The organism is Streptomyces sp. NPDC017225 (genome assembly GCF_044331465.1).
Classification (GTDB): domain Bacteria; phylum Actinomycetota; class Actinomycetes; order Streptomycetales; family Streptomycetaceae; genus Streptomyces.
In genome coordinates, this window is sequence record NZ_JBIRNE010000005.1 from 286,190 (window position 1) to 310,789 (window position 24,600).

A 24,600-nucleotide genomic window follows, 5' to 3' on the forward strand; every position below is an offset into this window, starting at 1 on the left:
GCGACGACGGCTGCGGCTTCGTCGTGGCTTGTCGCGCCCGCGCGGCGGAGCCGCACATCGAGCGCAGTCCCGCGCCCCTTGAGGGCGTTCGCGGGCCCGTTCCTTTCGAGGGGCGGGCCCGCTTTCGTTTTGCTGAGAGGATCTCTGGGTGAGTGACGAAGTGGAGCCCGGGTTCGTACGGGTGCGGCTGGACCTTTCCTACGACGGGTCCGAGTTCTCCGGGTGGGCCAAGCAGGCCGGCGGGCGGCGGACCGTGCAGGGCGAGATCGAGGACGCGCTGCGGACGGTCACGCGGTCGCGCCGGACGCACGAGCTGACCGTGGCGGGGCGGACCGACGCCGGCGTGCACGCCCGGGGCCAGGTCGCCCACGTGGACCTGGAGCGCGAGGTCTGGGCCGAGCACCACCCGAAGCTGCTGAAGCGGCTCGCCGGGCGGCTGTCCAGGGACGTACGGGTGTGGGCCCTGCGCGAGGCGCCCAGCGGCTTCAACGCCCGGTTCTCCGCGGTCTGGCGACGCTACGCCTACCGGGTCACCGACAACCCCGGCGGCGTCGACCCGTTGCTGCGCGGGCACGTCCTGTGGCACGACTGGCCCCTCGACGTGGACGCCATGAACGAGGCCGCCCGCGGCCTGCTGGGGGAGCACGACTTCGCCGCCTACTGCAAGAAGCGGGAGGGGGCCACGACCATCCGCACCCTCCAGGAGCTGAGCCTGGTCCGGGGCGACGACGGGATCGTCACCGCCACCGTCCGCGCCGACGCCTTCTGCCACAACATGGTGCGCTCGCTCATCGGGGCGCTGCTGTTCGTCGGCGACGGCCACCGCACGCCCGACTGGCCCGCCAAGGTGCTCGCCGCCGGCGTCCGGGACTCGGCCGTGCACGTCGTACGGCCGCACGGGCTGACCCTCGAGGAAGTCGGCTATCCGGCGGACGAGATGCTGGCGGCACGCAACCTCGAAGCGCGGAACAAGAGGACGCTGCCGGGGAGCGGTTGCTGCTGAACGCACGGTGCGGGGCGGGTGTGCCCCGCTAGACTGCTGTTCGACGAGGCCTCGTTCACATCATCCGCTGGAATCTTCGCCGGTGGGGTGTTGGGGGACGACGAGGCCGTCGGGCCGCCGCGACTCCTGTCCTGACACCCGTCCCGCACACCGGACGCGCCCATGGGGAGCGGCCGTCCGGTGCTGTCGCGTGCGGCCGGATCCGCTGAGAGCCGGGGAGCCACTTTGTCCAGAGCCAGAAAGCACTCGGCGTCGGCGTCCGCCGAACGGGATTCCAGGGCGAAGGTGGGCCGTCGTTCGGCCCTCGGCCTGATGGGGCTCGGCGGGTTGCTGACGGCCGGCGGCGCGGCCGCGGGTGTGGTGGGCAGGGACCTGATCCTGCCCTCGTCGGCCGAGACCGGCTCCGGGGCCGTCGATCTCGGTGTGGGCGGACCTCTCGAGAACCTGACCGCGCCGACGTACGCCCCGAGCGGGCGCCGCCCGCGCTACCGGCGGGCGACCTGGAGCGAGCAGTTCCAGGAAGGGCACGAGTGGTCGCCCGGCGGTGAGGGCACCGCGTCCTCCGGCTCCGACGCCGAGGTCTTCACCCGGGGCGACCGGTCGTGCCGGGTCACCACGCGCGGTGACGGTGTCCAGTCCTTCGTACGCCGTACGGGGATGGAGCCGATGGACCTCAAGGGGAAGATGCTCCGTCTCGTCTTCCAGGTGGAGGACGTGGCCCGTCTGAAGCGGATGGAGTTCTACCTGGGCAGCCGGAAACTGGCGGACCACTTCAGCTGGACCTTCCACCACCACGCGGCCAAGGGCACCAACTACGTGCAGTCGGGGGACTGGATCACCGTCCACCTTCAGTGGGCGGACGTCACCGGCGCGTCCGGCGGGTACGAGCTGTCCTCGCGCGGTGAGCCGTCGGTCCGGTCGGGCTTCACCGACATGTCGTTCGCCGTGTACGACGACGGGAAGGGTCCGGTCACGTACCGGCTTCAGGCCGTCGAGGTGGTGGCGGACACCACGGACGTCTTCCCCAAGGGCGTCGTCTCGATCACCTTCGACGACTCGCACAAGTCGGTGCACGACTTCGCCCGCCCGGTCATGGACCGGTACGGGATGCCCGGCACGCTCTACAACATCGCCGACGCGATAGGCACCGAGCCCTTCATGCGCATCGGACAGATGCGTTCCCTTCAGGACTCGTCCGGCTGGGAGATGGCGGGGCACGCCTACGCGCTCGAGGCCCATGACGCGAGCTACCCGGAACTCGCCGCGGAGGAGGTCGACGAGGACTTCCGCAAGCTGCGCGAGTGGCTGGTCGGACGTGGTTTCACCAGCGAGCACTTCGCCTACCCGCACGGGGCGTTCGGGAAGACCCGTGACGGTGTGCCCGTCGACCTGCTGGCCGCCCGGCACTTCACCACCGCGCGTTCCATCATCTCCGAGACGACCGAGAGCTTCGCCCCGGCGATGCCGTACCGGCTCAAGGCGCTGACCGGGATCAACGACGGGAAGGAGACGGGCGGTGAGACGCTCGCCGACGTGATCGGGGCGGGTGGCGCGCTGGACCGCTGCGCGCGCGAGGGCGACTGGCTCATCCTGTGTCTGCACCGGATCGTCGAGGGTGTTCCCACGGAGAACACGGAACTGAGCACCAAGGGCCTCGACCGCCTGATGCGGGAGATCGACAAGCGGGGCATCGAGGTGCTGACGGTGCAGGAGGCGATGGCGCACTACACCTGACGCGCCTGCCGGCCGTCCGCCGGGAGCGGGACGGGGGCGCCGCACAGGATCTGTGCGGCGCCCCCGGCGTTCGGACGTGTGTGGTGTGCGGTGTGCGGCGGTGTGCGGTCAGGAGCGGCGCGCACGCCGGCCGCCCGGCGGTCAGTCCGCCTGGGCCGCCGCCGACGCCTGGGCCTCGCCGCGTCGGCGGATCTGCCGGAAGGTGAACTCGGCCAGGTCGTCGCCGGCCCGGAACACCTCCGTGGACTTCTCCGTCACGTCCTTGCCGTTCGTGAAGCCGGCGACGGTGAAGTAGGCGTAGCGGCCGTAGGAGTTGGTGGTGGAGCGGCAGACGGCGCCGGTGCAGAAGGACTTGACGCCGCCGCCGGACAGGGAGCGCACGATGCTCTTCTTGTCGGCCTGCTGCTTGGCCTTGGCGGCCTGCGCCTCGGTGCCGAAGACGGCCACGCCGACCGTCACCGCGGTGTCGCCCTTGGTGTACGTGACGCGGAGCAGCCGGGTGCAGTCATTGGCGTCCAGGACCTTGGGCAGGGTGCCCTGGGCGGCGGAGCCGCAGGTGCGGGTGTCGGCGGTCGGGCCCTTCTTGTAGACCGTCTCGCCCATGGTCAGCTGGGTGCCGGGGAAGAGCAGGTCCGGGCTGAGCGGGGCCTTGTCCTTCGTGGCGCTGGAGACGAAGTCCTTCGGGTCCAGCGGAGGCGGGGCGCTGGTCGGGGCGAACGACGGGGTCGTGGCCGACGCGCTGGGTATGTCCGCCGTCGCGGGCAGCTGCGAGGAGGGGCCGTCGGACGCCTGGCCGGAGCCGTTCGCCGAGACCACGGCCACGGCCACGGCACTGGCTATCGCCACGGTCGCCAGGGCGCCGCCACCGATGAGGAACAGACGGCGCCGCTTGGCCCGGGCCTCCGAGGCCTCGGCGAGGGCCGCCCAGTCGGGGGAGGCACCCGCGTCGCCACCGTTCCAGGGCTGCTGCTGGGGCTGCTGCGATGGCTGCTGCGATTGCGGTTTCCAGGGATCCCACTGTGACTGAGGTCCCCCCTGCCCAAAGCTCATGGGCCGCATCTTAGACGGGCCGAGTGGCGTGCTGGTGCGCGTCGAGAGGCCTCGCAGGGCCTAGCGTTCCGGTCATGCGGACGGGCAAAAGCGACATCTCCGGGTGGTTGGTGCGGCCCGCGGGCGGAGCCGCGTGGGCCGTGCTCGTGGCGGTGCTGGCGGCGTCCGCCGTGCACGCGGGGCGCGTGACCTCGGCCGGCGGGATGGACAACGCGATCGTGGTGCGGGCCGCCCGCACCTGGCTGGCCGGCGGCTCCCCCTACGACGATCCGCACTTCCTCTATCTCCCGAGCGCGGTCCTGGCCGCGGCTCCGCAGGCGCTGCTGCCCGGGGACGTGCTGCGGGTCCTGGTCCCGTGCGCGGTGACGGTGCTGCTCGCGCTGGCCTGGGGCTGTGCGCTGCGGCTGCACCGGGTGCCGCTGGGCAGCCGGCTGGCGGTCCTCGGGCTGACCGGGCTCGCGGTGGGCTTCGCGCCGTTCGGGCACCTGGTGCGCCTCGGCAACTGGACGGTGACGGCGGCGGTGGCCCTGCCGCTGGCGCTGCTGCTGGCGAGCCGGGGCCGGTGGACGGCGGCCGGTGCCGTCATCGGGGCGGCCGTGGCCCTGAAGCCGCTGCTCGCGCCCGTCGTCCTTCTCTTCCTGTTCGCCGGACGGTGGCGGGCGCTGGCGGCGACCGTCCTGGTGCCCGCGCTGGCCTCCGGCACGGCCGCCCTGGCGATGCCCGACCCGGCCGGCTTCTTCACCCGTACCCTGCCCTTCCTGCTCCACGGCGACGACGGTTTCGTACGGCTCTACGAAGCGTCCCCGGCGGCCGTACTGCCCCGGCTCGGGGTGCCGGGGGCGCTCGCCCAGGGGATCGCCATGGCCGGGGCCGGTGCCGGGGTGCTCTGCGCGTACCTGCGCTGGCGCCGCGCCGATCCCGGGCCGCTGCGGCTCGCGGAGACCGGCGCGGGCCTGATGCTCTCGGCGTTCCTGGTCTCCCGGCCCTCCTACGACCACTACCTCCTGGTCGCCGTTCCCCTGCTGCTGGCCGGGCTGCCGTACGCCGGTTCGGTGGCCCGCGGGGCCGGGGTCTGGGTGGCCCTGGCCCCCCAGGTACCGGGGCTGACCTGGCCCTGGCTGGAGTCGGAGCGGCGGCGGGCCTTCAAGGACGCGTTCACGCTGTGCGTGCTGGCGGCGTCGGTCGCCCGGCGGGCCCGCTCCGGCGCGGCGGCACCCGGCGATCACGCGGAGACCGGGCGTACGCTGGAGCCCGTGCGGACCTCGGCGGCCTCGTTCTGAGCGGGTCACGGCAGCGGCCCTTGTTTTGAGCCGTCACGGCCCTGTTTTGAGCCGGTCACGGCCTCGTTTTGACCCGGCTATGGGGACCCGGGTATTCTGCACAGTCGTATGTGTATTGGCTTGCTCATTCTCACGTGAGGGGCCCTTACACCGGTCCACCGGGACCGATGACCAGCGATCTGCACGCGGTTGCGTCACCGCAGTGCGGTCAGGGCTGTCGTGATCGTCTTCGGTGGCCATGTCAGGACCACTCACTGAAGAAGCGAAGGCTACGAACCGTGCGTACGTACAGCCCCAAGCCCGGCGATGTGACGCGCCAGTGGCACGTCATCGACGCCCAGGATGTCGTCCTGGGTCGTCTGGCCACCACTGCGGCCTCCATCCTGCGCGGCAAGCACAAGCCGATCTACGCGCCCCACGTCGACACCGGTGACTTCGTCATCATCATCAACGCCGACAAGGTGCACCTCTCCGGCAACAAGCGGACCCAGAAGATGGCGTACCGCCACTCCGGCTACCCGGGCGGTCTCCGCTCGGTGCGCTACGACGAGCTGCTGGACAAGAACCCGGAGAAGGCCGTCGAGAAGGCCATCAAGGGCATGCTCCCCAAGAACTCCCTGGGCCGTCAGATGCTCTCGAAGCTGAAGGTCTACAAGGGTGACCAGCACCCGCACGGCGCGCAGCAGCCGCAGCCGTACGAGATCACCCAGGTCGCGCAGTAGTTCCGGCCACCCCCTAAGACTGAACAGAATCTGAGGAGCATCGTGGCCGAGACCACTGCCGAGCAGCCGCTCGAAGAGATCGACATCGACAGCTACACCACCGAGTCCGAGGTGCCCGTCGAGGGCGAGTACACCTCGGAGTCCATGGCCTCCGCGTTCGGCGAGCCCCAGCCGGCCGCCGGCCTGGGCCGTCGCAAGAACGCCATCGCCCGTGTCCGGATCGTTCCGGGCACCGGCAAGTGGAAGATCAACGGCCGCACCCTCGAGGACTACTTCCCGAACAAGGTGCACCAGCAGGAAGTCAACGAGCCCTTCAAGGTGCTCGAGCTCGAGGGCCGTTACGACGTCATCGCCCGCATCGCGGGTGGCGGCGTCTCCGGCCAGGCCGGTGCGCTCCGTCTCGGTGTCGCCCGCGCCCTGAACGAGGCCGACGTGGACAACAACCGCGGCGCCCTCAAGAAGGCCGGCTTCCTGCGCCGCGACGACCGTGCGGTCGAGCGGAAGAAGGCCGGTCTGAAGAAGGCCCGCAAGGCTCCGCAGTACAGCAAGCGCTAAGTCGCACCCGGCTGTACTCCGAACGCCCCGGCGGCACGCCACTGTGCTGCCGGGGCGTTCGTCTATCCCGGCCGTTGGGCGTATAACGGCACAAGACGCTCAAAATCTCAGACGTTCAGAACATCAGACGTTCAAAGGCTTGTGTGATCGGATGGCCGGGCAGCGCGTGCCCAGGACCACGGGAGCCGACTGCGTGGGCCGCACTCATCGGCAGCCGCTTCCGGAATTGACGTTTCCTCAGGAGGACAAGTGGGACGACTCTTCGGTACGGACGGCGTGCGCGGTGTCGCCAACGCGGATCTGACGGCCGAGCTGGCACTCGGTCTCTCCGTCGCCGCGGCGCACGTACTGGCCGAGGCGGGCACCTTCGCCGGGCACCGGGCGACCGCGGTGGTGGGACGGGACCCGCGCGCCTCCGGGGAGTTCCTGGAAGCCGCCGTGGTCGCGGGCCTGGCCAGTGCAGGCGTGGACGTGCTGCGGGTCGGCGTGCTGCCGACGCCGGCGGTCGCCCACCTCACCGGCGCGCTCGGCGCCGACCTCGGCGTGATGCTCTCCGCGAGCCACAACGCCATGCCCGACAACGGCATCAAGTTCTTCGCCCGCGGTGGCCACAAGCTCCCCGACGAGCTGGAGGACCGCATCGAGTCCGTCTACGCCGAGCACCGCACCGGCGCCCCCTGGGACCGCCCGACCGGCGCCGGTGTGGGCCGGGTGCGGGACTACGACCAGGGGCTCGACCAGTACGTCGCCCACCTCGTCGGCGTCCTCCCGAACCGCCTCGACGGACTGAAGATCGTCCTCGACGAGGCGCACGGCGCGGCCTCCCGGGTCTCGCCGGAGGCGTTCGCGCGGGCCGGCGCCGAGCTGGTCACCATCGGCGCGGTGCCGGACGGCCTCAACATCAACGACGGCTGCGGCTCCACCCACCTCGACCTGCTCAAGGCCGCCGTCGTCGAGCACGGCGCCGACCTGGGCATCGCCCACGACGGCGACGCGGACCGCTGCCTGGCCGTGGACCACACCGGCGCCGAGGTGGACGGCGACCAGATCCTCGCCGTGCTCGCGCTGGCGATGCGGGAGCGGGACGCGCTGCGGTCCGACACCGTCGTCGCGACCGTCATGTCCAACCTGGGCTTCAAGCTGGCCATGGAGCGCGAGGGCATCCGGTTCGCGCAGACCGGCGTCGGTGACCGGTACGTCCTGGAGGAGATGAAGGAGCACGGCTACGCCCTCGGCGGCGAGCAGTCCGGCCACGTCATCATCCTCGACCACGCCACCACCGGCGACGGCACGCTGACCGGCCTGATGCTGGCGGCGCGGGTCGCGCAGACCGGCCGTACGCTCCGGGACCTCGCGTCCGTCATGGAGCGGCTGCCGCAGGTGCTGATCAACGTGCCCGACGTGGACAAGTCGCGGGTGACGACCTCCGCGGAGCTGGCGACCGCCGTCACGGAGGCCGAGCGGGCGCTGGGCAGCACCGGGCGGGTGCTGCTGCGGCCGTCGGGGACCGAGCCGCTGGTGCGCGTGATGGTCGAGGCCGCCGACATCGAGCAGGCCCGCTCGGTGGCCGGGCGGCTGGCCGACGCGGTGAAGTCGGCGCTGGGGTAGTTTCCGGGGGCTCGGGCTCGGGCTCGGGCTCGGGCTGAGGCTCGGGCCGGGGGATCGGGATCGGAGGGCTCGGGCTGGGGCTCGGGTCCCTCACCCGGCGTTGTCCGGCTTCGTGAGCCGGCCGCGCTGGGTGGCCCACAAGCCCTTCTGGACGAGCAGCGTCAAGGTGCCGGCCAGGACGATGGCGGACAGGTTCAGCAGGAGCTGTTCGGCGGCGCCCACCGTCTGTCCGGCCTGGCCGAAGCTCAGGGCCACGGCCGCGTTCGCGGCGGCCGGGACGGTGGTGACGGAGATGGCGACGCCGATCAGAGTCCCGGACTTGGCGGAGGTCAGGGAGAGCGTGCCCGCGGCCCCGGCGAGGAGGGCCACGGCGAACGAGACGGCGTCGGGGGCGTAGACGAAGCCGGTGTTGGGCCGGTCGGCCTCCAGCCTGGCCTCGCTGAACTGGCCGAGCGCGCTCATGATCCAGCTGAACACCACCGTGACCACGATCGCCGCCGCGAAGCCCACCAGCAGGGCGATCGCCGAACGCAGGGCCAGCCGCGGTGCCCGCTGCACGATCGCGGTGCTGATGCCGGCCAGTGGCCCGAACTCCGGCCCGACCGCCATCGCGCCCACGATCAGGATCGGGTTGTCCTGCACCACACCGCAGGCCGCGATCATCGTGGCGATCGTGATGAAGGCGACGTAGGTGATCGACAGGGTCGACTCCTCGTTCGTCGCCTCCTCCAGCTCCTCCCACAGCACCGCGTCGGCGGGCTCGCCGGGGGCCTCCCGCTCCGCCTTCTCCGAGCGCTCGGACACCGACAGCTCGACCTTGTCGGCGGTGATGGCACCGCTGCGGCCGATGCCCAACCGCTCCAGGCCCTTGACGAGTTGGTCGCCGCTCTCGCGCGCCACGAAGCAGGTGACGACGTCGCCGCCCTCGGGCTCGCGGGCGACGCCCGGCAGGACCACCAGGTGCGCGGTGCCCACCGTCCGGTCGATCAGGTCCACCACCTCGTCGGTCCGGTCGGCCGGGGTGATCAGGCGCAGACGGAGCATGGCGGCAGCGTAGCGGCGCGTGCCGCGTGGGCCGGGGCGCCACGTGCTGCCCCGGGCCCACGCGGCCCGTGATCACCAGGAAACCTGTGAGTACCGCTGTTTCAGGACACGTTGGCCGGAGAGTGGGCAGTGGCACCGGGTGTCTCGGGCACGGGTACGGGCAAAGGCTCGGGCACGGAGCGGGTACGGGCACGGAGCGGGCACCGAGCGGCAGCGCACCGCGTCAGAGCTTGCGCAGGCTCAGCCGCTGCACCTTGTGGTCGGGGCCCTTGCGCAGGATCAGGGTGGCCCGGCCCCGGGTGGGGGCCACGTTCTCCACCAGGTTGGGTTTGTTGATGGTCCGCCAGGTGGTGCGGGCGTAGTCGAGCGCCTCCTCCTCCGACACCTGGGTGTACTTGCGGAAGTACGAGGACGGGTTCTGGAAGGCGGTCTCGCGCAGCTTGCGGAAGCGGCTGAGGTACCAGTGCTCGATGTCCTCGGTGCGGGCGTCGACGTACACGCTGAAGTCGAAGTAGTCGGCGAGGCCCACCCTGGTGCGGCCGTCCTTGCCGGGCAGCGCGGGCTGGAGCACGTTGAGGCCCTCGACGATCAGGATGTCGGGGCGGCGGACGACGAGTTTCTGGTCCGGGACGATGTCGTAGATGAGGTGGGAGTAGACCGGCGCGGTCACCTCGCTCTTGCCCGCCTTGATGTCGGCGACGAACCGGGTCAGCGCCCGGCGGTCGTACGACTCGGGGAAGCCCTTGCGGGACATCATGCCGCGGGCCTGGAGCTCCTTGGTGGGCAGCAGGAAGCCGTCGGTCGTGACCAGCTCCACGCGCGGGTGCTCGGGCCAGCGGGACAGCAGTGCCTGGAGCAGGCGGGCGACGGTGGACTTGCCGACCGCGACCGAACCGGCGACCCCTATGACGAAGGGGGTGCCGGACTGCGAGCCCTGTTCGCCGAGGAAGGTGTTCAGCGCGCCGCGCAGGCCGTCGGTGGCGCCGACGTAGAGGTTGAGGAGCCGGGACAGCGGGAGGTAGATGTCCCGTACCTCGTCGAGGTCGATGACGTCGCCGAGGCCGCGCAGCTTCTCGACCTCCTCGGCGGTCAGCGGCAGCGGCGTCTTGTCGCGCAGCGCGCTCCACTCGGGACGGGTGAGGTCGACGTAGGGAGTCGCCTCCGGCCGCGGCCGGTGGGCGCTCCTGGGTATCGAGGAGACCGGAGAGATCACAGTCCATTGTTAACGGAGTTCGAACGGGGTGGCAGGTGGGCTGTGTCACGCCGACGCCGACGCCGCCCCGCCGGACGGATCACGTCGGCGTCACGGTCGGATACCGGATGGTGATGGAGTGATCAACTGTGACGTTCCTGCTTAGTACAGTGCGCGCGAAACGTGCGGAGATCCCCCGTAGTCCTGGCAGGAAGAGTCACCCGACGTGAGATCGACCGCTGTGCGCCGTACCGTCCTGGCGGCCTCAGCCACCGCCCTGGCCCTCCTCGTGACCGCCTGCGGCGGCTCCTCCGACGACGGCGACAAGGCCGGTGTGGGCAAGGCCGCCGGTGGCAGGAGCACCCCGGTGGCTCCGGCCGCCGCCAAGGCGATGACCGCCGCCGAGCTGGAGAAGGCAGTCCTGGCCCAGGCGGACGTCAAGAACGGCAAGGTCACCGAGGCCGCGCCGTCGGACGACATCCCGCAGGACGAGGTGAAGGCGGAGAAGGCCGAGTGCCAGCCGCTCGTCTTCGCACAGACCGGCGTCGCGGCCGGCGAGCCCGCCGCGACGGTGAAGCGCTCCTGGACGGAGGAGGCGAAGAAACCGGCCGGTGATGACGTCTCCGAGGAAGCGCTCGCCAGCGCGTTCGATATGGACAAGCTCCTGGTGTCCCTGGCTTCCTACGAGGACGGCGGCGCCGGGACGGTTCTCAAGGACGTGAACGCCGCCGTGAGCGCGTGCGCGGGCGGCTTCGCCTACACTGCGGCCGGCGTCAGGACGCGAATCGACAAGGTCGTCGCCGACAAGGCGCCCGCCGGTGCCGACGACGCGGTCGCGTTGACGATGACGGTGGCCGGCGAGGGTGGCGACAAGTTCCCGGTCAAGGTCACCGTCACCCGCAAGGGTGCCACCGTGGCGTCGTTCACCGTGATCAATCTGGCCTCCGCCGCCACGGGCGAGGACTTCCCGTTCCCCACGGAGATCAGCGACGCCCAGCTCGCCAAGCTGGGCTGACCACCGGGGCGCACGGGGCCCGGGCGCCCGCTCCGGAGCGATCCGATGAGTTGGGTATCGTTCGGCTTTGCGGTGCCTGCGGCCGGTGTGCCCGAGCTGGGGGCCAGGTTTGCGGGGCCAGAGGGCCCGCCGGTCGCCGGACCGAGGGCAGCGCGCCGCCTTTCTCACCGAGGACGACACCGGAACGGTGGAGGATGACCCAAACGGATCGAATATCTGTCGTCGGCGAGGCCGAGGGTGGGCCCGGGCCCGGAGTGGTGGCGGAGGCGCCATTGCCGGAGGCGGCGCGCGTGCCCGTCGCGGCCGGCAAGCCCGTCCGCGGCGGCGGCCGGCTCGCCGCGCTGGACGGGCTGCGGTTCCTGGCGGCGCTGGCGGTGGTGCTCTATCACTTCGTCGGCCAGAAGCCCAAGACGATGGAGGTCTTCTGGGGACGGCCGTACCAGGAGGTCTTCCCCCAGGCCCATGCGTACTTCGCGTACGGTCAGTTCGGCGTCGACCTGTTCTTCCTGATCAGCGGCTTCGCGATCTGCATGAGCGCGTGGGGCCGGACCCCGCGCGACTTCTTCATCTCACGCGTCACCCGCCTGTACCCCATGTACTGGGTGGCGATCCTGGTCTCCGCGTGCGTGCTGTTCTTCGTCGAGAACCCGTTCGCGGACCGCGACCCGCGCATCATCTTCGCGAACCTCACGATGCTGCAGAGGCCGCTGGGCGTCGCGAACATGGACGCGGTGTACTGGACGCTCTGGCCGGAGCTCTGCTTCTACCTGACCTTCGCGGTCGTGGTCTGGAAGGGCCTCACCTACCAGCGTGTGGTCCTCTTCGCCGGGCTGTGGACCGTGGCCGCGGTGCTCGCTCCGGCGGCCGACCTCCCGCTGCTCACTCTCCTGGTCAACCCGCAGTCGGCTCCGTACTTCATCGCCGGCATTGCCTTCTACCTCATGTACCGCTTCCGGCCGACACCGCTGCTGTGGGGCATCGTCGCGATGTCGTGGCTGCTGGCGGTGCACTTCCTGCTGGCCCCCCGCGGCGGCCGCATCAAGTGGGACATCTGGTCGCCGTCGTACGTCTGGCTGATCCTGGTGACCACGGTGTTCTTCGCGCTGATCGCCGCGATCGCGCTCGGCTGGTCCAGCAGGATCCGCTGGCGCTGGCTGTCCGTCGCGGGAACGCTGACCTTCCCGCTCTACCTGCTGCACGACATCATCGGCATCACCCTCCTCAACCGCTACGCGGACCGCGTGGACCCGTGGGTGCTGGTCGGAGCGATCACGGCGGGTCTGATCGTCCTGTCCTACGTCGTCCAGCGCTTCGTCGAGCGACCCGTGGCCGTGGCCACGCGGCGGTGGCTCAAGAGCGCCGACTTCGGCTGGAAGCAGCCGGCGCGACGCCGCTGACAGCGGTCGGGCGGACGACTCGGTCGACATCACGGGTCGATGCCGGATGGCCGAATATCGATCATGTGTGTGATTACCGTATGTACGGTCCACAGGTCGAGCGGAATCCGTCCGCAGTCCTCGACACACCTCGACCTCCCCCCTCGACACACCTCTGCTTCCCCCGACACAGCACTGACGCCACCTCGACGAAAGAGTGCCGCCGTGAGTTCGATCGCTGTCCGCCGCACTGCCCTCGCGGCCTCCGCCGCCGCCCTGACCCTGCTCGTCACGGCCTGCGGCGGGTCGTCCGACGACGGTGCCGACGACGCCAAGGCCAAGTCGGACCAGTCCGCCCCGGCGGGAGACGACAAGGCCGGGTCGGAGCAGGCCGCCCCGGCGGGCGACGCGCTGAGCGCCGCCGACCTGGAGAAGGTCGCCCTCGCCCAGGCCGACGTCGAGAGCGGCGAGGTCGCCACCGAGATCCCGGCGGACCAGGACGTCGCCAGGGACAAGGTCTCGACGGACGACAAGGCCTGTCTGCCGATCGCCCTCACCGTCGCCGCGGTGGCCCAGGGCGAGCCGGGTGCCGAGGTGAAGCGCTCCTGGCAGGGGCAGACGGACTCGCTCTCCAAGGGCTCGGGCCCGGACGGCCAGGACATGACCGAGACCCAGGTGAACATGATCAGGCTGAGCGTCGCCTCCTACGCGGGCGGCGGCGCCGAGAAGGCGCTGACGGAGCTGAAGACGGCCACCGAGAAGTGCGCCGGCGGCTTCGTCGCGACCGTGGACGGCGAGAAGATGCCGGTCGCCGAGGTCACCACGACCGCCGCCCCCAAGGGCGGGGACGAAGGCGTCGCCGCCACCGTTGGCATAGACGTCGGCAAGGAAGCCGCCGCGCCCATGAAGGTCGTCGTGGTCCGCAAGGGCGACACGCTCGCCACCTTCAGCGCCACCAACCTCTCCTCCGTGATGAACGGCGCGGACTTCGAGGTCCCCATGGACGTCGTGGACGCGCAGGTCGCCAAGCTCGGCTGACACCGGGTGGACGCCGGGTACGCCCGGCGGCGTTCGTACCCCGGTGGGAATTTCCGATTTCGGGCACCGAGGACCGGTTCGTGTCCCGGCTTACGGCCGTTTCTGATCGTAGGCTGCCGTTCATGTGCGGAATCGTGGGATATGTGGGGTCGCAGTCGGCGCTCGACGTCGTGATGGCCGGACTGAAGCGGCTCGAATACCGGGGATACGACTCGGCGGGCGTGGCCGTGCTCGCAGACGGCGGCCTCGCCACCGCCAAGCGCGCCGGAAAGCTCGTCAACCTGGACAAGGAGCTGTCCGAACGGCCACTGCCCGCCGCCGTCACCGGCATCGGCCACACCCGCTGGGCCACGCACGGCGGACCGACCGACGCCAACGCCCATCCGCACCTCGACAACGCGGGCCGGGTGGCCGTCGTCCACAACGGCATCATCGAGAACTTCGCCTCGCTCCGCGCCGAACTGGCGGAACGCGGCCACGACCTGGCCTCCGAGACCGACACCGAGGTCGTCGCCCACCTGCTCGCCGAGGAGTTCTCCGCCCGCACCGACCTGGCCGAGGCGATGCGGCAGGTGTGCCGACGGCTGGAGGGCGCGTTCACGCTGGTCGCGGTGCACGCGGACGCGCCCGACGTGGTCGTGGGCGCACGCCGCAACTCGCCGCTCGTGGTGGGCGTGGGGGAGGGCGAGTCCTTCCTCGCCTCGGACGTGGCGGCCTTCATCGCCCACACCCGGGACGCCGTCGAGCTGGGCCAGGACCAGGTCGTGGAACTGCGCGCGGGCGGCGTGACGGTCACCGGTTTCGACGGCAGCCCGGCCGACGTCCGCTCCTACCACGTCGACTGGGACGCCTCGGCCGCCGAGAAGGGCGGCTACGCCTCCTTCATGCTCAAGGAGATCGCCGAGCAGCCGAAAGCGATCGCCGACACGCTGCTGGGCCGTATCGACGGCTCCGGCACGCTGAGCCTGGACGAGGTGCGCATCCCCGCGGAGGTGCTCCGGGAGGTCGACAAGGTCGTCGTCGTCGCCTGCGGTACGGCCTTCCACGCCGGGCTGATCGCCAAGTACGCCATCGAGCACTGGACGCGGGTGCCCTGCGAGGTGGAGCTGGCCAGCGAGTTCCGCTACCGCGACCCGATCCTCGACCAGCGGACCCTGGTCGTCGCGATCTCCCAGTCCGGCGAGACCATGGACACCCTGATGGCCCTGCGCCACGCCCGCGAACAGGGCGCGAAGGTGCTGGCCATCTGCAACACCAACGGCTCGACGATCCCCCGCGAGTCCGACGCGGTCCTCTACACGCACGCCGGCCCCGAGGTCGCCGTCGCCTCCACCAAGGCCTTCCTCACCCAGCTGGTGGCCTGCTACCTGGTCGCCCTCTACCTCGGCCAGGTGCGGGGCACGAAGTACGGCGACGAGATCCGCGACGTCGTCCGCGACCTCTCACGGATCTCCGGCGCGGTCGAACAGGTCCTGGGGACGATGACGCCCGTACGGGAACTGGCACGCTCCCTCGCCCACAAGAACACGGTGCTGTTCCTGGGCCGGCACGTCGGCCACCCGGTCGCCCTCGAAGGCGCCCTCAAGCTCAAGGAACTGGCCTACATGCACGCCGAGGGCTTCGCGGCGGGCGAGCTGAAACACGGGCCGATCGCGCTGATCGAGGAGGACCTGCCGGTCGTCGTGGTCGTCCCGTCCCCCCGCGGCCGCTCCGTCCTCCACGACAAGATCGTGTCCAACATCCAGGAGATCCGGGCCCGGGGCGCCCGCACCATCGTCATCGCCGAGGAGGGCGACGAGGCGGTCGCCCCCTACGCCGACCACCTCGTCCGCATCCCGGCGACCCCGACGCTGCTCCAGCCGCTGGTGGCGACGGTCCCGCTCCAGGTCTTCGCCTGCGAACTGGCGACGGCCCGGGGCAACGAGGTGGATCAGCCCCGGAACCTGGCGAAGTCGGTGACGGTGGAGTGAGCGGGCTTCGGGGCGCCGAGGGTGTCGAGGAAGGTGGCGAAAGTCCCGGCGCCCGTTCGTGCTGGGCCCGGACAGCGTTCCGGAAATCAGTTTCCCGGACAGGGGAACGGTCTGGGAGGAGACGTACTACGAAGGCAGGGCCAAGGGGGAGGCTGAAGGGAGGGCCAAGGGGAAGGCTCAGGGTGTCCTGCGGGTGCTCGAAGTCCGTGGCCTGACCGTTTCCGACGACGCACGGGCCCGCGTCAGCGGCTGCCTGGACCTCGCCCGCCTCGACGACTGGCTCGACCGGGCCGGAACGGTCGAGCGAGTGGAAGAGCTGTTCGCGGGAACGCCGGACGAGCCGCGGGAGCAGCGCGGCCCGGAGTACAGGACGGCCGTCACGCAGAGGGGACCACAGCACTCGCGGGCGCGACCACCCATCCGGACGCCCCGTTCCCGCTCGCGATCGATCCGGCCGGACTCACCCGGCAGTAGGCACCGGCCGGTGCGCCCGTTCACCCCGCCCGAGCCACATCCCGCCACGCCCCCGGGATCGCCGCCGCGACGTCGTGCGCCCCCGTCGGCGCGCCGCCCGCCGCGAAACGCCCCGCCAGGCCGTGGACGTACGCCGCCACGCTCCCCGCGTCCCGCGCCGAGAGACCCGCCGCCAGCAGGGACCCCGCCAGCCCCGAGAGCACATCCCCGCTCCCGGCCGTGGCGAGCCACGACGTCCCCGTCGGGTTGACCCGTACCCGGCCTCCCTCCGACCCGGCCACCACCGTCGTCGACCCCTTCAGCAGCACCGTCGCCCCGTACCGCCCCGCCAGCTCCCGTGCCGAGGCCAGCCGCGCGCCCTCGACCTCCTCCCGGCTCACCCCGAGCAGCGCCGCCGCCTCCCCGGCATGCGGCGTCATCAGCGTCGGCGCCGTACGGTCCCGTACCGCCGCCGCGTCCGCCAGCCGCAGTCCGTCCGCGTCGATCAGCACCGGCACCTCCGCCGCCAGGACCTCCGCCACCGTCCCGGCGTCGTCACCGGCGCCCGGTCCGACGACCCACGCCTGCACCCGCCCCGCCCGCTTCGGGCCCTGGTCGGACACGAGCGTCTCCGGGTAGCGGGCGATCACCGCGTCCCCGGCCGGACCGACGTACCGCACCGCCCCGGCCCCACCCCGCAGCGCCCCGGCGACGGCGAGCACGGCCGCGCCCGGATAGCGGGCCGAACCGGCGGCGATGCCCACCACACCCCGCCGGTACTTGTCGCTCTCGGCTCCCGGCACCGGCAGCAGCCGTGCCACGTCCGCGTGCTGCAACGCCTCCAGTTCGGCCGCGTCGTTCGGCAGCGGCAGCCCGATGTCCACCAGCCGCACGGACCCGGCGTACTCCCGCGCCGGATCGACCAGCAGCCCCGGCTTGTGCGCCCCGAACGTCACCGTCAGGTCGGCCCGGACCGCCGCCCCCCGCACCTGCCCGGTGTCCGCGTCGACGCCACTGGGCAGGTCGACGGCGAGGACGACGGCCCGCGACCGCGCCGCCGCGTCGGCGAGCGGCACCGCCTCCGGACGCAGCCCGCCCCTGCCGCCGATCCCGACGATGCCGTCGACGACGAGGTCCGCCCGCTCGATCGACTCCCCGGCCGAGCCGGCCTCCGCGACCCGGCCACCCGCCCGGCGCAGCGCCGCCAGCCCTCCGCCGTGCGCGCGCTCCGGCGTGAGCAGCACCGCCGTCACGCCCGCCCCCCGCCGGGCGAGCCGCGCCCCGGCGTACAGGGCGTCGCCGCCGTTGTCCCCGCTCCCGACCAGCAGCACCACCCGGCTGCCGTACACCCGGCCGGCCGCCCGCCCGAGCACCTGCGCGCAGGCGACGGCGAGCCCGGCCGCGGCCCGCCCCATCAACGCCCCCTCCGGAAGCCGGGCCATCAGCTCCCGTTCGGCGTTCCTGACCATTTCCACGCTGTACGCAGTCCGCATGCCGTCGAGTCTTCCCCGTACGCCGGGAACGTCACGGACCCGCCCCGCGAGCGACGTGCGGGACCTTTGATCTCATGGCTCCCATGGGCGACGACGAGACGGCACAGGTGATGACCTCGCTGGGAGCACGCCTGCGTGCCGTCCGGCAGGCCCGCGGGCTCACCCTGGCCCAGCTCGGCGCCGCCACCGGCATCTCCGTGTCCACGCTGTCCCGGCTGGAGTCGGGCCTGCGCGAGCCGGGGCTGCGGCATCTGCTGCCGTTGGCCAGGGCGCACCGTCTGCCCCTGGACGAACTGGTCGGCTCCCGGACCGGCGATCCCCGGGTCCATCCGCGCCCGTTCACCCGGCACGGCCAGACCTGGATCCCCCTCACCCGCAACCCGAACGACGGGCTGCACGCCTACAAGCAGATCCTCCCCGCCCCGGCTCCCGCCCGGACCGAATGGACCCCGCGACCGGAGCAGGGCGCCCACGAGGGCCACGAATGGATCTACGTCCTCTCCGGCCGCCTGCTCCTCGCCCTGGGCGACCACGACCTGGTCCTGGCGGCCGGCGAGACGGCGGAGTTCGACACGCGCGTCCCGCACGGCATCGCCAACGCGGGGGACCGGCCCGTCGAGTGGCTCGCCCTGTACGGGGCACAGGGCGAGCGCATGCACATCCGGGTTCAGCCGACGGGGCCCTGACCGCCTCCACCGACGGAACGGGCGACGCGGAACCCCACGTCGTCGACCCGGAACGTCGGGTGGCTGCGGCGCCGCACCGAGGCCCGGCAGCTCCAGTGCTCGTCGAACCAGCCGCCGCCGCGCAGCACCCGGTAGGAGCCGTACACCTCGGCGTCGTAGAGGTCCCAGCACCACTCCCAGACGTTGCCGAGCGTGTCGTACAGGCCCCACGCGTTCGGCAGCCTGCCGCCCACCTCGTGGACGCGCTCCCGCGAGTTGCCGCGGTACCGGGCGATGTCGTCCAGGGGGCCGTAGCGCGGGCCGTCGGTCCCGGCGCGGCAGGCGTGTTCCCATTCGGCCTCGGCCGGCAGCCGGTACCCGTCGGCGGAGGTGTCCCAGGCGATGCCGTCGCCACCGATGCCGTCGGCGTCGACGCGGTAGGCCGGACGGAGACCCTCGCGCACCGACAGCGCGTTGCAGAAACCGACCGCGTCCGTCCACGAGACCTCCGCGACGGGCAGCCGCTCCTCCCGCGCGGCCGGGGCCGGCCGGCCGGTGACCCGCGCGTACTCGGCCCGCGTGACCGGGAACGCCGCCAGCAGGCAGGACGACACCTCCACCGGCCAGCTGCGCCGCGTCCGCCGGTCCGACAGGGTCACCCGTCCCGACGGCACGGAGACCATCCTGATCCCCGCGCCCGCGCCCTCGGCTCTCGCGCCCGCGCCCGCGCCCTCGGCTCTCGCGCCCGCGCCCGCGCCCTCGGCTCTCGCGCCCGCGCCCTCGGCTCTCGCGCCCGCGCCCTCGGCTCTCGCGCCCGCGTCCTCGACCCTCGCGCCCGCGTTCTCGACACCCGCACCACTGACGTCCATGGGCGTCAACCTTCCGCGATCACCACCGCCGACGCCACCCCCGCGTCGTGGCTCAGCGACACGTGCCACGACGCCACCCCCAGCTCCGCCGCCCGCGCCGCCACCGTCCCCGTCACCCGCAGCCGCGGCCGCCCGTTGTCCTCGACGTACACCTCGGCGTCCGTCCAGTGCAGCCCCGCCGGCGCGCCGAGCGCCTTGGCCAGGGCCTCCTTCGCCGCGAAGCGGGCGGCGAGCGAGGCGACGCCCCGGCGCTCCCCGCTCGGCAGCAGCAACTCGCTCTCCAGGAAGAGCCGCTGGGCCATGGCCGGCGTGCGCTCCAGTGACGCCCCGAACCGCTCGACCTCGGCCACGTCGATCCCGACCCCGATGATGCTCATGCGGGGCACCCTAACGACGTCTCGGGCGATCCGTGTTCTGCGGGGAAGCGGGCCCCGGGTGCTCTGAGAGACTGGGGGCACGATGAGTGAGACAGCTGCTCGGCGGGACGCGGTGCTGCGGGCCCGGGCCGAGATCGATCTGGCCGCCCTGCGGGCCAACGTCCGCGCACTGCGTGAACGGGCCCCCGGGGCGGCTCTCATGGCCGTCGTCAAGGCCGACGCCTACGGCCACGGCGCGATCCCGTGCGCCCGCGCGGCGGTCGCGGCGGGCGCGACCTGGCTGGGCACCGCCACGCCGCAGGAGGCCCTCGCACTGCGCGCGGACGCGGGCCTGCCGGACGACGTGCGGATCATGTGCTGGCTGTGGACACCGGGCGGCCCTTGGCAGGAGGCCGTCGAGGCCGGTCTCGACGTGTCCGTCAGCGGGATGTGGGCCCTGGACGAGGTCACCGGGGCGGCACGGCGGGCGGGCATCCCCGCGCGCGTGCAGCTCAAGGCCGACACCGGGCTCGGCCGGGGCGGCTGCCAGCCCGGCGAGGACTGGGCGGAGCTGGTCCGTCAGGCCCTGCGGGCCGAGAGCGAGGGGCTGCTCCGCGTCACCGGGCTCTGGTCCCACTTCGCCTGCGCCGACGAGCCCGGGCATCCCTCCATCACCGCCCAGCTCACCCGCTTCCGGGAGATGACGGCGTACGCGGAACAGCGGGGCGTACGCCCCGACGTACGGCACATCGCCAACTCGCCGGCCACGCTCACCCTCCCCGAGACCCACTTCGACCTCGTACGGCCCGGCATCGCGATGTACGGCGTCTCGCCCAGCCCCGAGGTCGGCACCTCCGCCGACTTCGGACTGCGCCCCGTGATGACGCTCTCCGCGTCGCTGGCCCTGGTCAAGCAGGTCCCCGGCGGCCACGGTGTCAGCTACGGGCACCACTACACGACCCCCGGCGAGACCACCCTCGGCCTCGTCCCCCTCGGCTACGCGGACGGCGTCCCGCGCCACGCCTCCTCCACCGGCCCCGTCCTGGTCGACGGCAAGTGGCGCACGGTCGCGGGGCGGATCGCGATGGACCAGTTCGTCGTGGACCTGGGCGGGGACCGGCCGGAGCCCGGCACCGAGGCGGTGCTGTTCGGCCCCGGCGACCGCGGCGAGCCCACCGCCGAGGACTGGGCGCAGGCGGCGGGCACCATCGCGTACGAGATCGTCACCCGGATCGGAACCCGCGTCCCGCGCGTCCATGTGAACGAGTGACGCGTCCGTCCGGCGCGTGCCTGTACGACAGGCGCCACACGTACGACAGGTACTACGAGTACGACAGGCGCTACAGGTGCGGCACGCACGACGCGCACGAGACGTGTTCGGGTGAATCGGCAATCAGCGGGATCAACGACGAGACGAGCGGGGAACCGCGCGGCGGCCCGGCGAGGAGGAGCGGTACGTGAGCGAGAGCAACGCGGAGGCCGTAGCGGCGGCCGTCGTCTCCGCCACGGAGGTCGCCGGTGAGGTCGCCACCGGCGGCTGGCGCCGGGCGACCGGCATCGCCGGTGTGGCGATAGGGGTGGTCGCGGCGGGCGCCGCGGCCGGCGTGGCGATAGAACGGCTCACCGTCGGCCGCGGGATGCGCCAGAAGGCCCGGCTCGCCCTCGACTCGACGGGCCCGTACGGCGGACTGCGCGGCACCCCGGGCAAGGCGTACGCCGACGACGGCACCGAGCTGTACTACGAGGTCGACGACGTCGACCCGGAGACGGAGTCCGCGCTCACCCGGCGCCGCCGGCGGCTGTTCGGCCGTAAGGCACCCGCCCCCGTGACCGTCGTCTTCAGCCACGGCTACTGCCTGAACCAGGACTCCTGGCACTTCCAGCGGGAGGCCCTCAGGGGCGTCGTCCGCACCGTGCACTGGGACCAGCGCAGCCACGGCCGGTCCGCGCGGGGCGTCTCCCAGGTTCGGGACGGCCGGCCGATCACGATCGAGGACCTGGGCCGGGATCTGAAGGCCGTCATCGACGCCGCCGTGCCCGAGGGCCCGATCGTGCTGGTCGGCCACTCCATGGGCGGCATGACCGTGATGGCCCTGGCCGACGCGTTCCCGGAACTGGTGGCCGAGCGGGTCGTCGGCGTCGCCCTCGTCGGCACGTCCTCCGGGCGGCTCGGCGAGGTCAACTTCGGGTTGCCCGTGGCCGGCGTCAACGCGGTCCGGCGGGTGCTCCCGGGCGTGCTGAAGGCACTGGGGCAGCGGGCCGAGCTCGTGGAGAAGGGGAGGCGGGCGACGGCGGACCTGTTCGCCGGGATCATCAAGCGGTACTCGTTCGCGTCGCGGGACGTCGACCCGGCCGTGGCCCGGTTCGCCGAGCGGATGATCGAGTCGACGCCGATCGACGTGGTCGCCGAGTACTACCCGGCCTTCAACGACCACGACAAGACCGATGCCCTCGCCCACTTCGCCGACCTGCCGGTCCTCGTACTGGCCGGGGTGCGGGACCTGGTGACGCCCAGCGAGCACAGTGAGGCGATCGCCGACATCCTGCCGGGCGCCGAGTTGGTCCTGGTACCGGACGCCGGGCACCTGGTCATGCTGGAGCACCCGGAAGTCGTCACCGACCGCCTCGCTGATCTGCTCGCCCGCGCCGGGGCGGTACCGTCCGCCGCTACGGTTGACGGCTGTGACTCCGCCTCTTCCTGAGCGGAAGCGGCTTCCAGCCTTCCGGCTGCGGTCCAGCCCGAACCGGCCCCTTGCGGGGTGTGACAAGTCTACTACTGCGAGTGAGTGACGATGGAAGAAACCGCGAAGTGGAACGCCCCGGTGGAATCCGGCCCGGCCGAGATCACCGTCACCTCCCCGGAGCGGATGCGGGAACTGGGCCGCAGGCTCGCCACGGTGCTGCGCGCCGGTGACCTGCTGATGCTCAGCGGGGAGCTGGGCGCGGGCAAGACGACGCTGACCCGGGGGCTCGGCGAGGGCATGGGCGTGCGCGGCGCCGTCACCTCCCCGACCTTCGTCATCGCCCGCGTGCACCCCTCCCTCGGCGACGGACCGCCGCTCGTCCACGTCGACGCCTACCGGCTGTCCGGCGGTCTGGACGAGATGGAGGACCTCGACCTCGACGTCTCCCTGCCCGACTCGGTGATCGTGGTCGAGTGGGGCGAGGGCAAGGTCGAGGAGCTGACCGACGACCGGTTGCGGCTCCGGATCGACCGGGCCGTCGGCGACACCGCGGACGAGGTGCGGCACGTGACGCTGACGGGCATCGGTGAGCGCTGGGCCGCGGTCGACCTGAGTGTGCTCGCGGTCTGAGCCGGCTCCGCTTCCGCGAGGTGTTCCGACAGGATGTTCCGACAAGACGTCGGCAAAATATTGCCTTCGGGGTCTTGCGCGTGGTCACATGGTATCCAGCACGTGGTTAGGCATGCCTAACCACGCCCGCCCCCGACCTTCAGGAGGCGTCCATGTCGGAGACCGAGTCGCAGCCGCCCGCGCCCGCCGGGGTGTCGATGCACGAACTGCTCGCGTCCTGCGCCGCCGCGAAGGTGATCTCGACGCCGCCGCGCGCGCCCGAACCGGAGACGTGCCACCCCGCCCGGGAGCACCGCGAGGCCGCCTGACGGTCAGGCCGCCGGCCCGGGAGCACCGCGAGGCCGCCGGGCCGTCCGGCCGGTGTCCTCATGCCTCAACCGTCCGGCCGGTGTCCTCATGCCTCAGGGGACGACCACGACCCGCTGCCCGATCGTCGCGAACCGCCACATCGCGTCGCCGTCCGCGCGCGTCTCCCGGATGCCGCCGGTGCGCCGGTCCGGGTCGGGCTTCGCCGTGGAGCCGTCCACCGCCGAGCTGAACCCGATGGCCACACCCTCGACGCCGGCGAAGCGCACGACGTGCTCGACCGGGACGCCGTCGGACCCGGTGACCCGCTTCGAGCGGGACGTGACCGAGTAGGTGCCGGGCGCCGGTTCGACCGTGCCGGGCGTCACCGCGAAGGTGCGCCGGACCTTGTTGCCCGGGTCGACCAGCCACACCCGGTCGTCGTCCACCGAGTACACCACCCGTTCACCCCTTCCGGACCCCGCGGGCAGGGCGTCCGGGTGCCGCCGGTCGCGTGGTGCCTTCGAGGCGCCGGGCGCGGGTGAGGCGCTCACGTGGGCCCGGCCGGGGTCGGCCGGGGCGCCGGCCGACGCCTGGTGGCCGAGGACGCCGATCGTCACGAGGGCCGCCGCGGTGAGGCCGGTGACGAAACCGGCGCTGCTGCTTACCACTGGCGACCACCTCGTCGTCGTACTCGTGCATCCGTTCCCCGGCGACGGTAGCAGGCGGTGAGTGCGTGATCGCGGTGGGCGACACCGGTGCCGTGCGGCGCTGGCGCAGGACGACGCGGGCCGGCCCGCGTCGGCACCGCCCGGTGGTGCCGGGCCCGGCGACCGGGCGTCCGACACGGCCCCGCGGGCGCCGTAGGCTGTTTGCGTGCTCTTGCTCGCTCTGGATACCGCCACGCCCGCCGTGACCGTCGCGCTGCACGACGGTACGGACGTCATCGCCTCGTCGAGCCAGGTGGACGCACGCCGGCACGGTGAACTGCTGCTGCCCGCCGTCGACCGGGTGCTCGCCGAGGCCGGCCTGCGGCTCGACGCCGTCACCGGCATCGTCGCCGGGACCGGCCCCGGCCCGTACACGGGGCTGCGCGTCGGCCTGATGACCGCGGACACCTTCGGACTCGCGCTCGGCGTGCCCGTGCACGGCGTGTGCACGCTGGACGGCCTCGCCTACGCCGCCGACCTGGAGGACGACTTCGTGGTGGCGACCGACGCCCGCCGCAAGGAGGTCTACTGGGCGCGGTACGCCGATTCCCGCACCCGCCTCACCGGCCCGGCGGTCGACCGCCCCGCCGACATCGCCGAGCAGGTGGCCGGACTCCCGGCCGTCGGCGCGGGCGCGCTGCTGTACCCGGACACCTTCCCGAAGGCGCACGAGCCCGAGCACGTGTCCGCCGCCGCCCTGGCGTGCCTGGCCGCCGAGAAGCTCGCGGCGGGCGAGGAACTGCCCGCGCCCCGGCCGCTGTACCTGCGCCGGCCCGACGCCCAGGTCCCCAAGAACTACAAGGTGGTCACCCCGAAGTGACCGGATCGCCCGAACCCGTGGCCTCGCCCGTGCACGCCGAACTGCGCG

The 24,600-nt window shown here is 72.4% G+C and carries 23 protein-coding genes; 16 read left to right on the forward strand and 7 right to left on the reverse strand.

From position 1 onward, the window contains the following. Positions 1-148 precede the first annotated feature (148 nt). Positions 149-1,003 carry a tRNA pseudouridine(38-40) synthase TruA gene (gene truA / locus ACH4NX_RS14825; protein WP_351389497.1) on the forward strand — a complete coding sequence of 285 codons (855 nt, stop codon included), beginning with the start codon at positions 149-151 and terminating at the stop codon, positions 1,001-1,003. A 225-nt stretch (positions 1,004-1,228) separates the two neighbouring features. Continuing rightward, positions 1,229-2,737: a polysaccharide deacetylase family protein gene (locus ACH4NX_RS14830; protein ID WP_398127091.1), complete on the forward strand. Its 1,509-nt coding sequence runs from the start codon at positions 1,229-1,231 to the stop codon at positions 2,735-2,737. A 141-nt stretch (positions 2,738-2,878) separates the two neighbouring features. Here ACH4NX_RS14830 and ACH4NX_RS14835 read toward each other — a convergent pair whose 3' ends face one another. Further along, the gene (locus tag ACH4NX_RS14835; RefSeq protein WP_398127092.1) at positions 2,879-3,787 is read right to left on the reverse strand and encodes a hypothetical protein; all 909 of its coding nucleotides are present in this window, start codon (positions 3,785-3,787) and stop codon (positions 2,879-2,881) included. Between the two features lie 74 nt (positions 3,788-3,861). Between ACH4NX_RS14835 and ACH4NX_RS14840 the strand changes: the two genes are divergently transcribed. The 4 genes from ACH4NX_RS14840 to glmM all read left to right on the forward strand — a co-directional run bounded on the left by ACH4NX_RS14840 (position 3,862) and on the right by glmM (position 7,952). Beyond that, a complete protein-coding gene (locus tag ACH4NX_RS14840; protein ID WP_398127093.1) occupies positions 3,862-5,067 on the forward strand; it encodes a glycosyltransferase family 87 protein in 1,206 nt (401 codons plus the stop codon). 278 nt (positions 5,068-5,345) lie between these two features. After that, positions 5,346-5,789 carry a 50S ribosomal protein L13 gene (rplM, locus tag ACH4NX_RS14845; protein WP_351389478.1) on the forward strand — a complete coding sequence of 148 codons (444 nt, stop codon included), beginning with the start codon at positions 5,346-5,348 and terminating at the stop codon, positions 5,787-5,789. A gap of 42 nt (positions 5,790-5,831) precedes the next feature. Then, positions 5,832-6,344 (forward strand): 30S ribosomal protein S9, encoded by a 513-nt coding sequence (rpsI, locus tag ACH4NX_RS14850; protein ID WP_055418350.1) that lies wholly within the window; start codon positions 5,832-5,834, stop codon positions 6,342-6,344. Between the two features lie 249 nt (positions 6,345-6,593). Further along, the gene (gene glmM / locus ACH4NX_RS14855; RefSeq protein ID WP_398127094.1) at positions 6,594-7,952 is read left to right on the forward strand and encodes a phosphoglucosamine mutase; all 1,359 of its coding nucleotides are present in this window, start codon (positions 6,594-6,596) and stop codon (positions 7,950-7,952) included. Positions 7,953-8,042: 90 nt separating this feature from the next. Here glmM and ACH4NX_RS14860 read toward each other — a convergent pair whose 3' ends face one another. Further along, positions 8,043-8,996 (reverse strand): DUF389 domain-containing protein, encoded by a 954-nt coding sequence (locus ACH4NX_RS14860; RefSeq protein ID WP_351389473.1) that lies wholly within the window; start codon positions 8,994-8,996, stop codon positions 8,043-8,045. Positions 8,997-9,219: 223 nt separating this feature from the next. Next, on the reverse strand, positions 9,220-10,209 hold the full coding sequence (gene coaA, locus ACH4NX_RS14865; RefSeq protein WP_351389470.1) for a type I pantothenate kinase: 990 nt from the start codon (positions 10,207-10,209) through the stop codon (positions 9,220-9,222). Between the two features lie 205 nt (positions 10,210-10,414). Here coaA and ACH4NX_RS14870 point away from each other — a divergent pair, with 205 nt between their 5' ends. From ACH4NX_RS14870 to glmS, 4 genes are all read left to right on the forward strand, one after another. Next, complete coding sequence (locus ACH4NX_RS14870) at positions 10,415-11,203, forward strand: hypothetical protein (protein ID WP_398127095.1); 789 nt, start codon at positions 10,415-10,417, stop codon at positions 11,201-11,203. Positions 11,204-11,397: 194 nt separating this feature from the next. Continuing rightward, positions 11,398-12,600, forward strand: coding sequence for an acyltransferase family protein (locus tag ACH4NX_RS14875; RefSeq protein ID WP_398127096.1), 1,203 nt, complete (start codon positions 11,398-11,400; stop codon positions 12,598-12,600). A gap of 204 nt (positions 12,601-12,804) precedes the next feature. Continuing rightward, positions 12,805-13,617 carry a hypothetical protein gene (locus tag ACH4NX_RS14880; protein WP_398127097.1) on the forward strand — a complete coding sequence of 271 codons (813 nt, stop codon included), beginning with the start codon at positions 12,805-12,807 and terminating at the stop codon, positions 13,615-13,617. 122 nt (positions 13,618-13,739) lie between these two features. Beyond that, positions 13,740-15,587, forward strand: coding sequence for a glutamine--fructose-6-phosphate transaminase (isomerizing) (gene glmS, locus ACH4NX_RS14885; protein ID WP_351389464.1), 1,848 nt, complete (start codon positions 13,740-13,742; stop codon positions 15,585-15,587). A 494-nt stretch (positions 15,588-16,081) separates the two neighbouring features. Here glmS and ACH4NX_RS14890 read toward each other — a convergent pair whose 3' ends face one another. Then, the gene (locus ACH4NX_RS14890; RefSeq protein WP_398127098.1) at positions 16,082-17,533 is read right to left on the reverse strand and encodes an NAD(P)H-hydrate dehydratase; all 1,452 of its coding nucleotides are present in this window, start codon (positions 17,531-17,533) and stop codon (positions 16,082-16,084) included. Positions 17,534-17,616: 83 nt separating this feature from the next. Between ACH4NX_RS14890 and ACH4NX_RS14895 the strand changes: the two genes are divergently transcribed. After that, a complete protein-coding gene (locus ACH4NX_RS14895; protein ID WP_351390095.1) occupies positions 17,617-18,219 on the forward strand; it encodes a helix-turn-helix transcriptional regulator in 603 nt (200 codons plus the stop codon). Here the strand turns inward: ACH4NX_RS14895 and ACH4NX_RS14900 are convergent. Both ACH4NX_RS14900 and ACH4NX_RS14905 read right to left on the reverse strand, forming a co-directional pair. Next, on the reverse strand, positions 18,201-18,881 hold the full coding sequence (locus ACH4NX_RS14900) for a formylglycine-generating enzyme family protein (protein ID WP_398127174.1): 681 nt from the start codon (positions 18,879-18,881) through the stop codon (positions 18,201-18,203). The genes ACH4NX_RS14895 and ACH4NX_RS14900 overlap by 19 nt on opposite strands. Before the next feature lie 191 nt (positions 18,882-19,072). Further along, entirely contained in the window at positions 19,073-19,444 is a 372-nt protein-coding gene (locus ACH4NX_RS14905; protein ID WP_351389458.1) for a holo-ACP synthase, read from the reverse strand. Positions 19,445-19,526: 82 nt separating this feature from the next. Here ACH4NX_RS14905 and alr point away from each other — a divergent pair, with 82 nt between their 5' ends. The 4 genes from alr (at position 19,527) to ACH4NX_RS14925 (ending at position 23,045) form a co-directional block, all read left to right on the forward strand. Further along, positions 19,527-20,693: an alanine racemase gene (gene alr / locus ACH4NX_RS14910; RefSeq protein WP_351389455.1), complete on the forward strand. Its 1,167-nt coding sequence runs from the start codon at positions 19,527-19,529 to the stop codon at positions 20,691-20,693. 187 nt (positions 20,694-20,880) lie between these two features. Then, on the forward strand, positions 20,881-22,125 hold the full coding sequence (locus ACH4NX_RS14915) for an alpha/beta fold hydrolase (RefSeq protein WP_398127099.1): 1,245 nt from the start codon (positions 20,881-20,883) through the stop codon (positions 22,123-22,125). Between the two features lie 90 nt (positions 22,126-22,215). Further along, on the forward strand, positions 22,216-22,737 hold the full coding sequence (gene tsaE, locus ACH4NX_RS14920) for a tRNA (adenosine(37)-N6)-threonylcarbamoyltransferase complex ATPase subunit type 1 TsaE (RefSeq protein ID WP_398127100.1): 522 nt from the start codon (positions 22,216-22,218) through the stop codon (positions 22,735-22,737). Positions 22,738-22,889: 152 nt separating this feature from the next. Next, positions 22,890-23,045: a hypothetical protein gene (locus tag ACH4NX_RS14925; RefSeq protein ID WP_351389447.1), complete on the forward strand. Its 156-nt coding sequence runs from the start codon at positions 22,890-22,892 to the stop codon at positions 23,043-23,045. A gap of 93 nt (positions 23,046-23,138) precedes the next feature. Here the strand turns inward: ACH4NX_RS14925 and ACH4NX_RS14930 are convergent, their stop codons facing one another. Continuing rightward, positions 23,139-23,693, reverse strand: coding sequence for a hypothetical protein (locus tag ACH4NX_RS14930; protein ID WP_351389445.1), 555 nt, complete (start codon positions 23,691-23,693; stop codon positions 23,139-23,141). A gap of 205 nt (positions 23,694-23,898) precedes the next feature. Here ACH4NX_RS14930 and tsaB point away from each other — a divergent pair, with 205 nt between their 5' ends. Then, positions 23,899-24,552 carry a tRNA (adenosine(37)-N6)-threonylcarbamoyltransferase complex dimerization subunit type 1 TsaB gene (gene tsaB / locus ACH4NX_RS14935; protein WP_351389442.1) on the forward strand — a complete coding sequence of 218 codons (654 nt, stop codon included), beginning with the start codon at positions 23,899-23,901 and terminating at the stop codon, positions 24,550-24,552. Positions 24,553-24,600 lie beyond the last annotated feature (48 nt).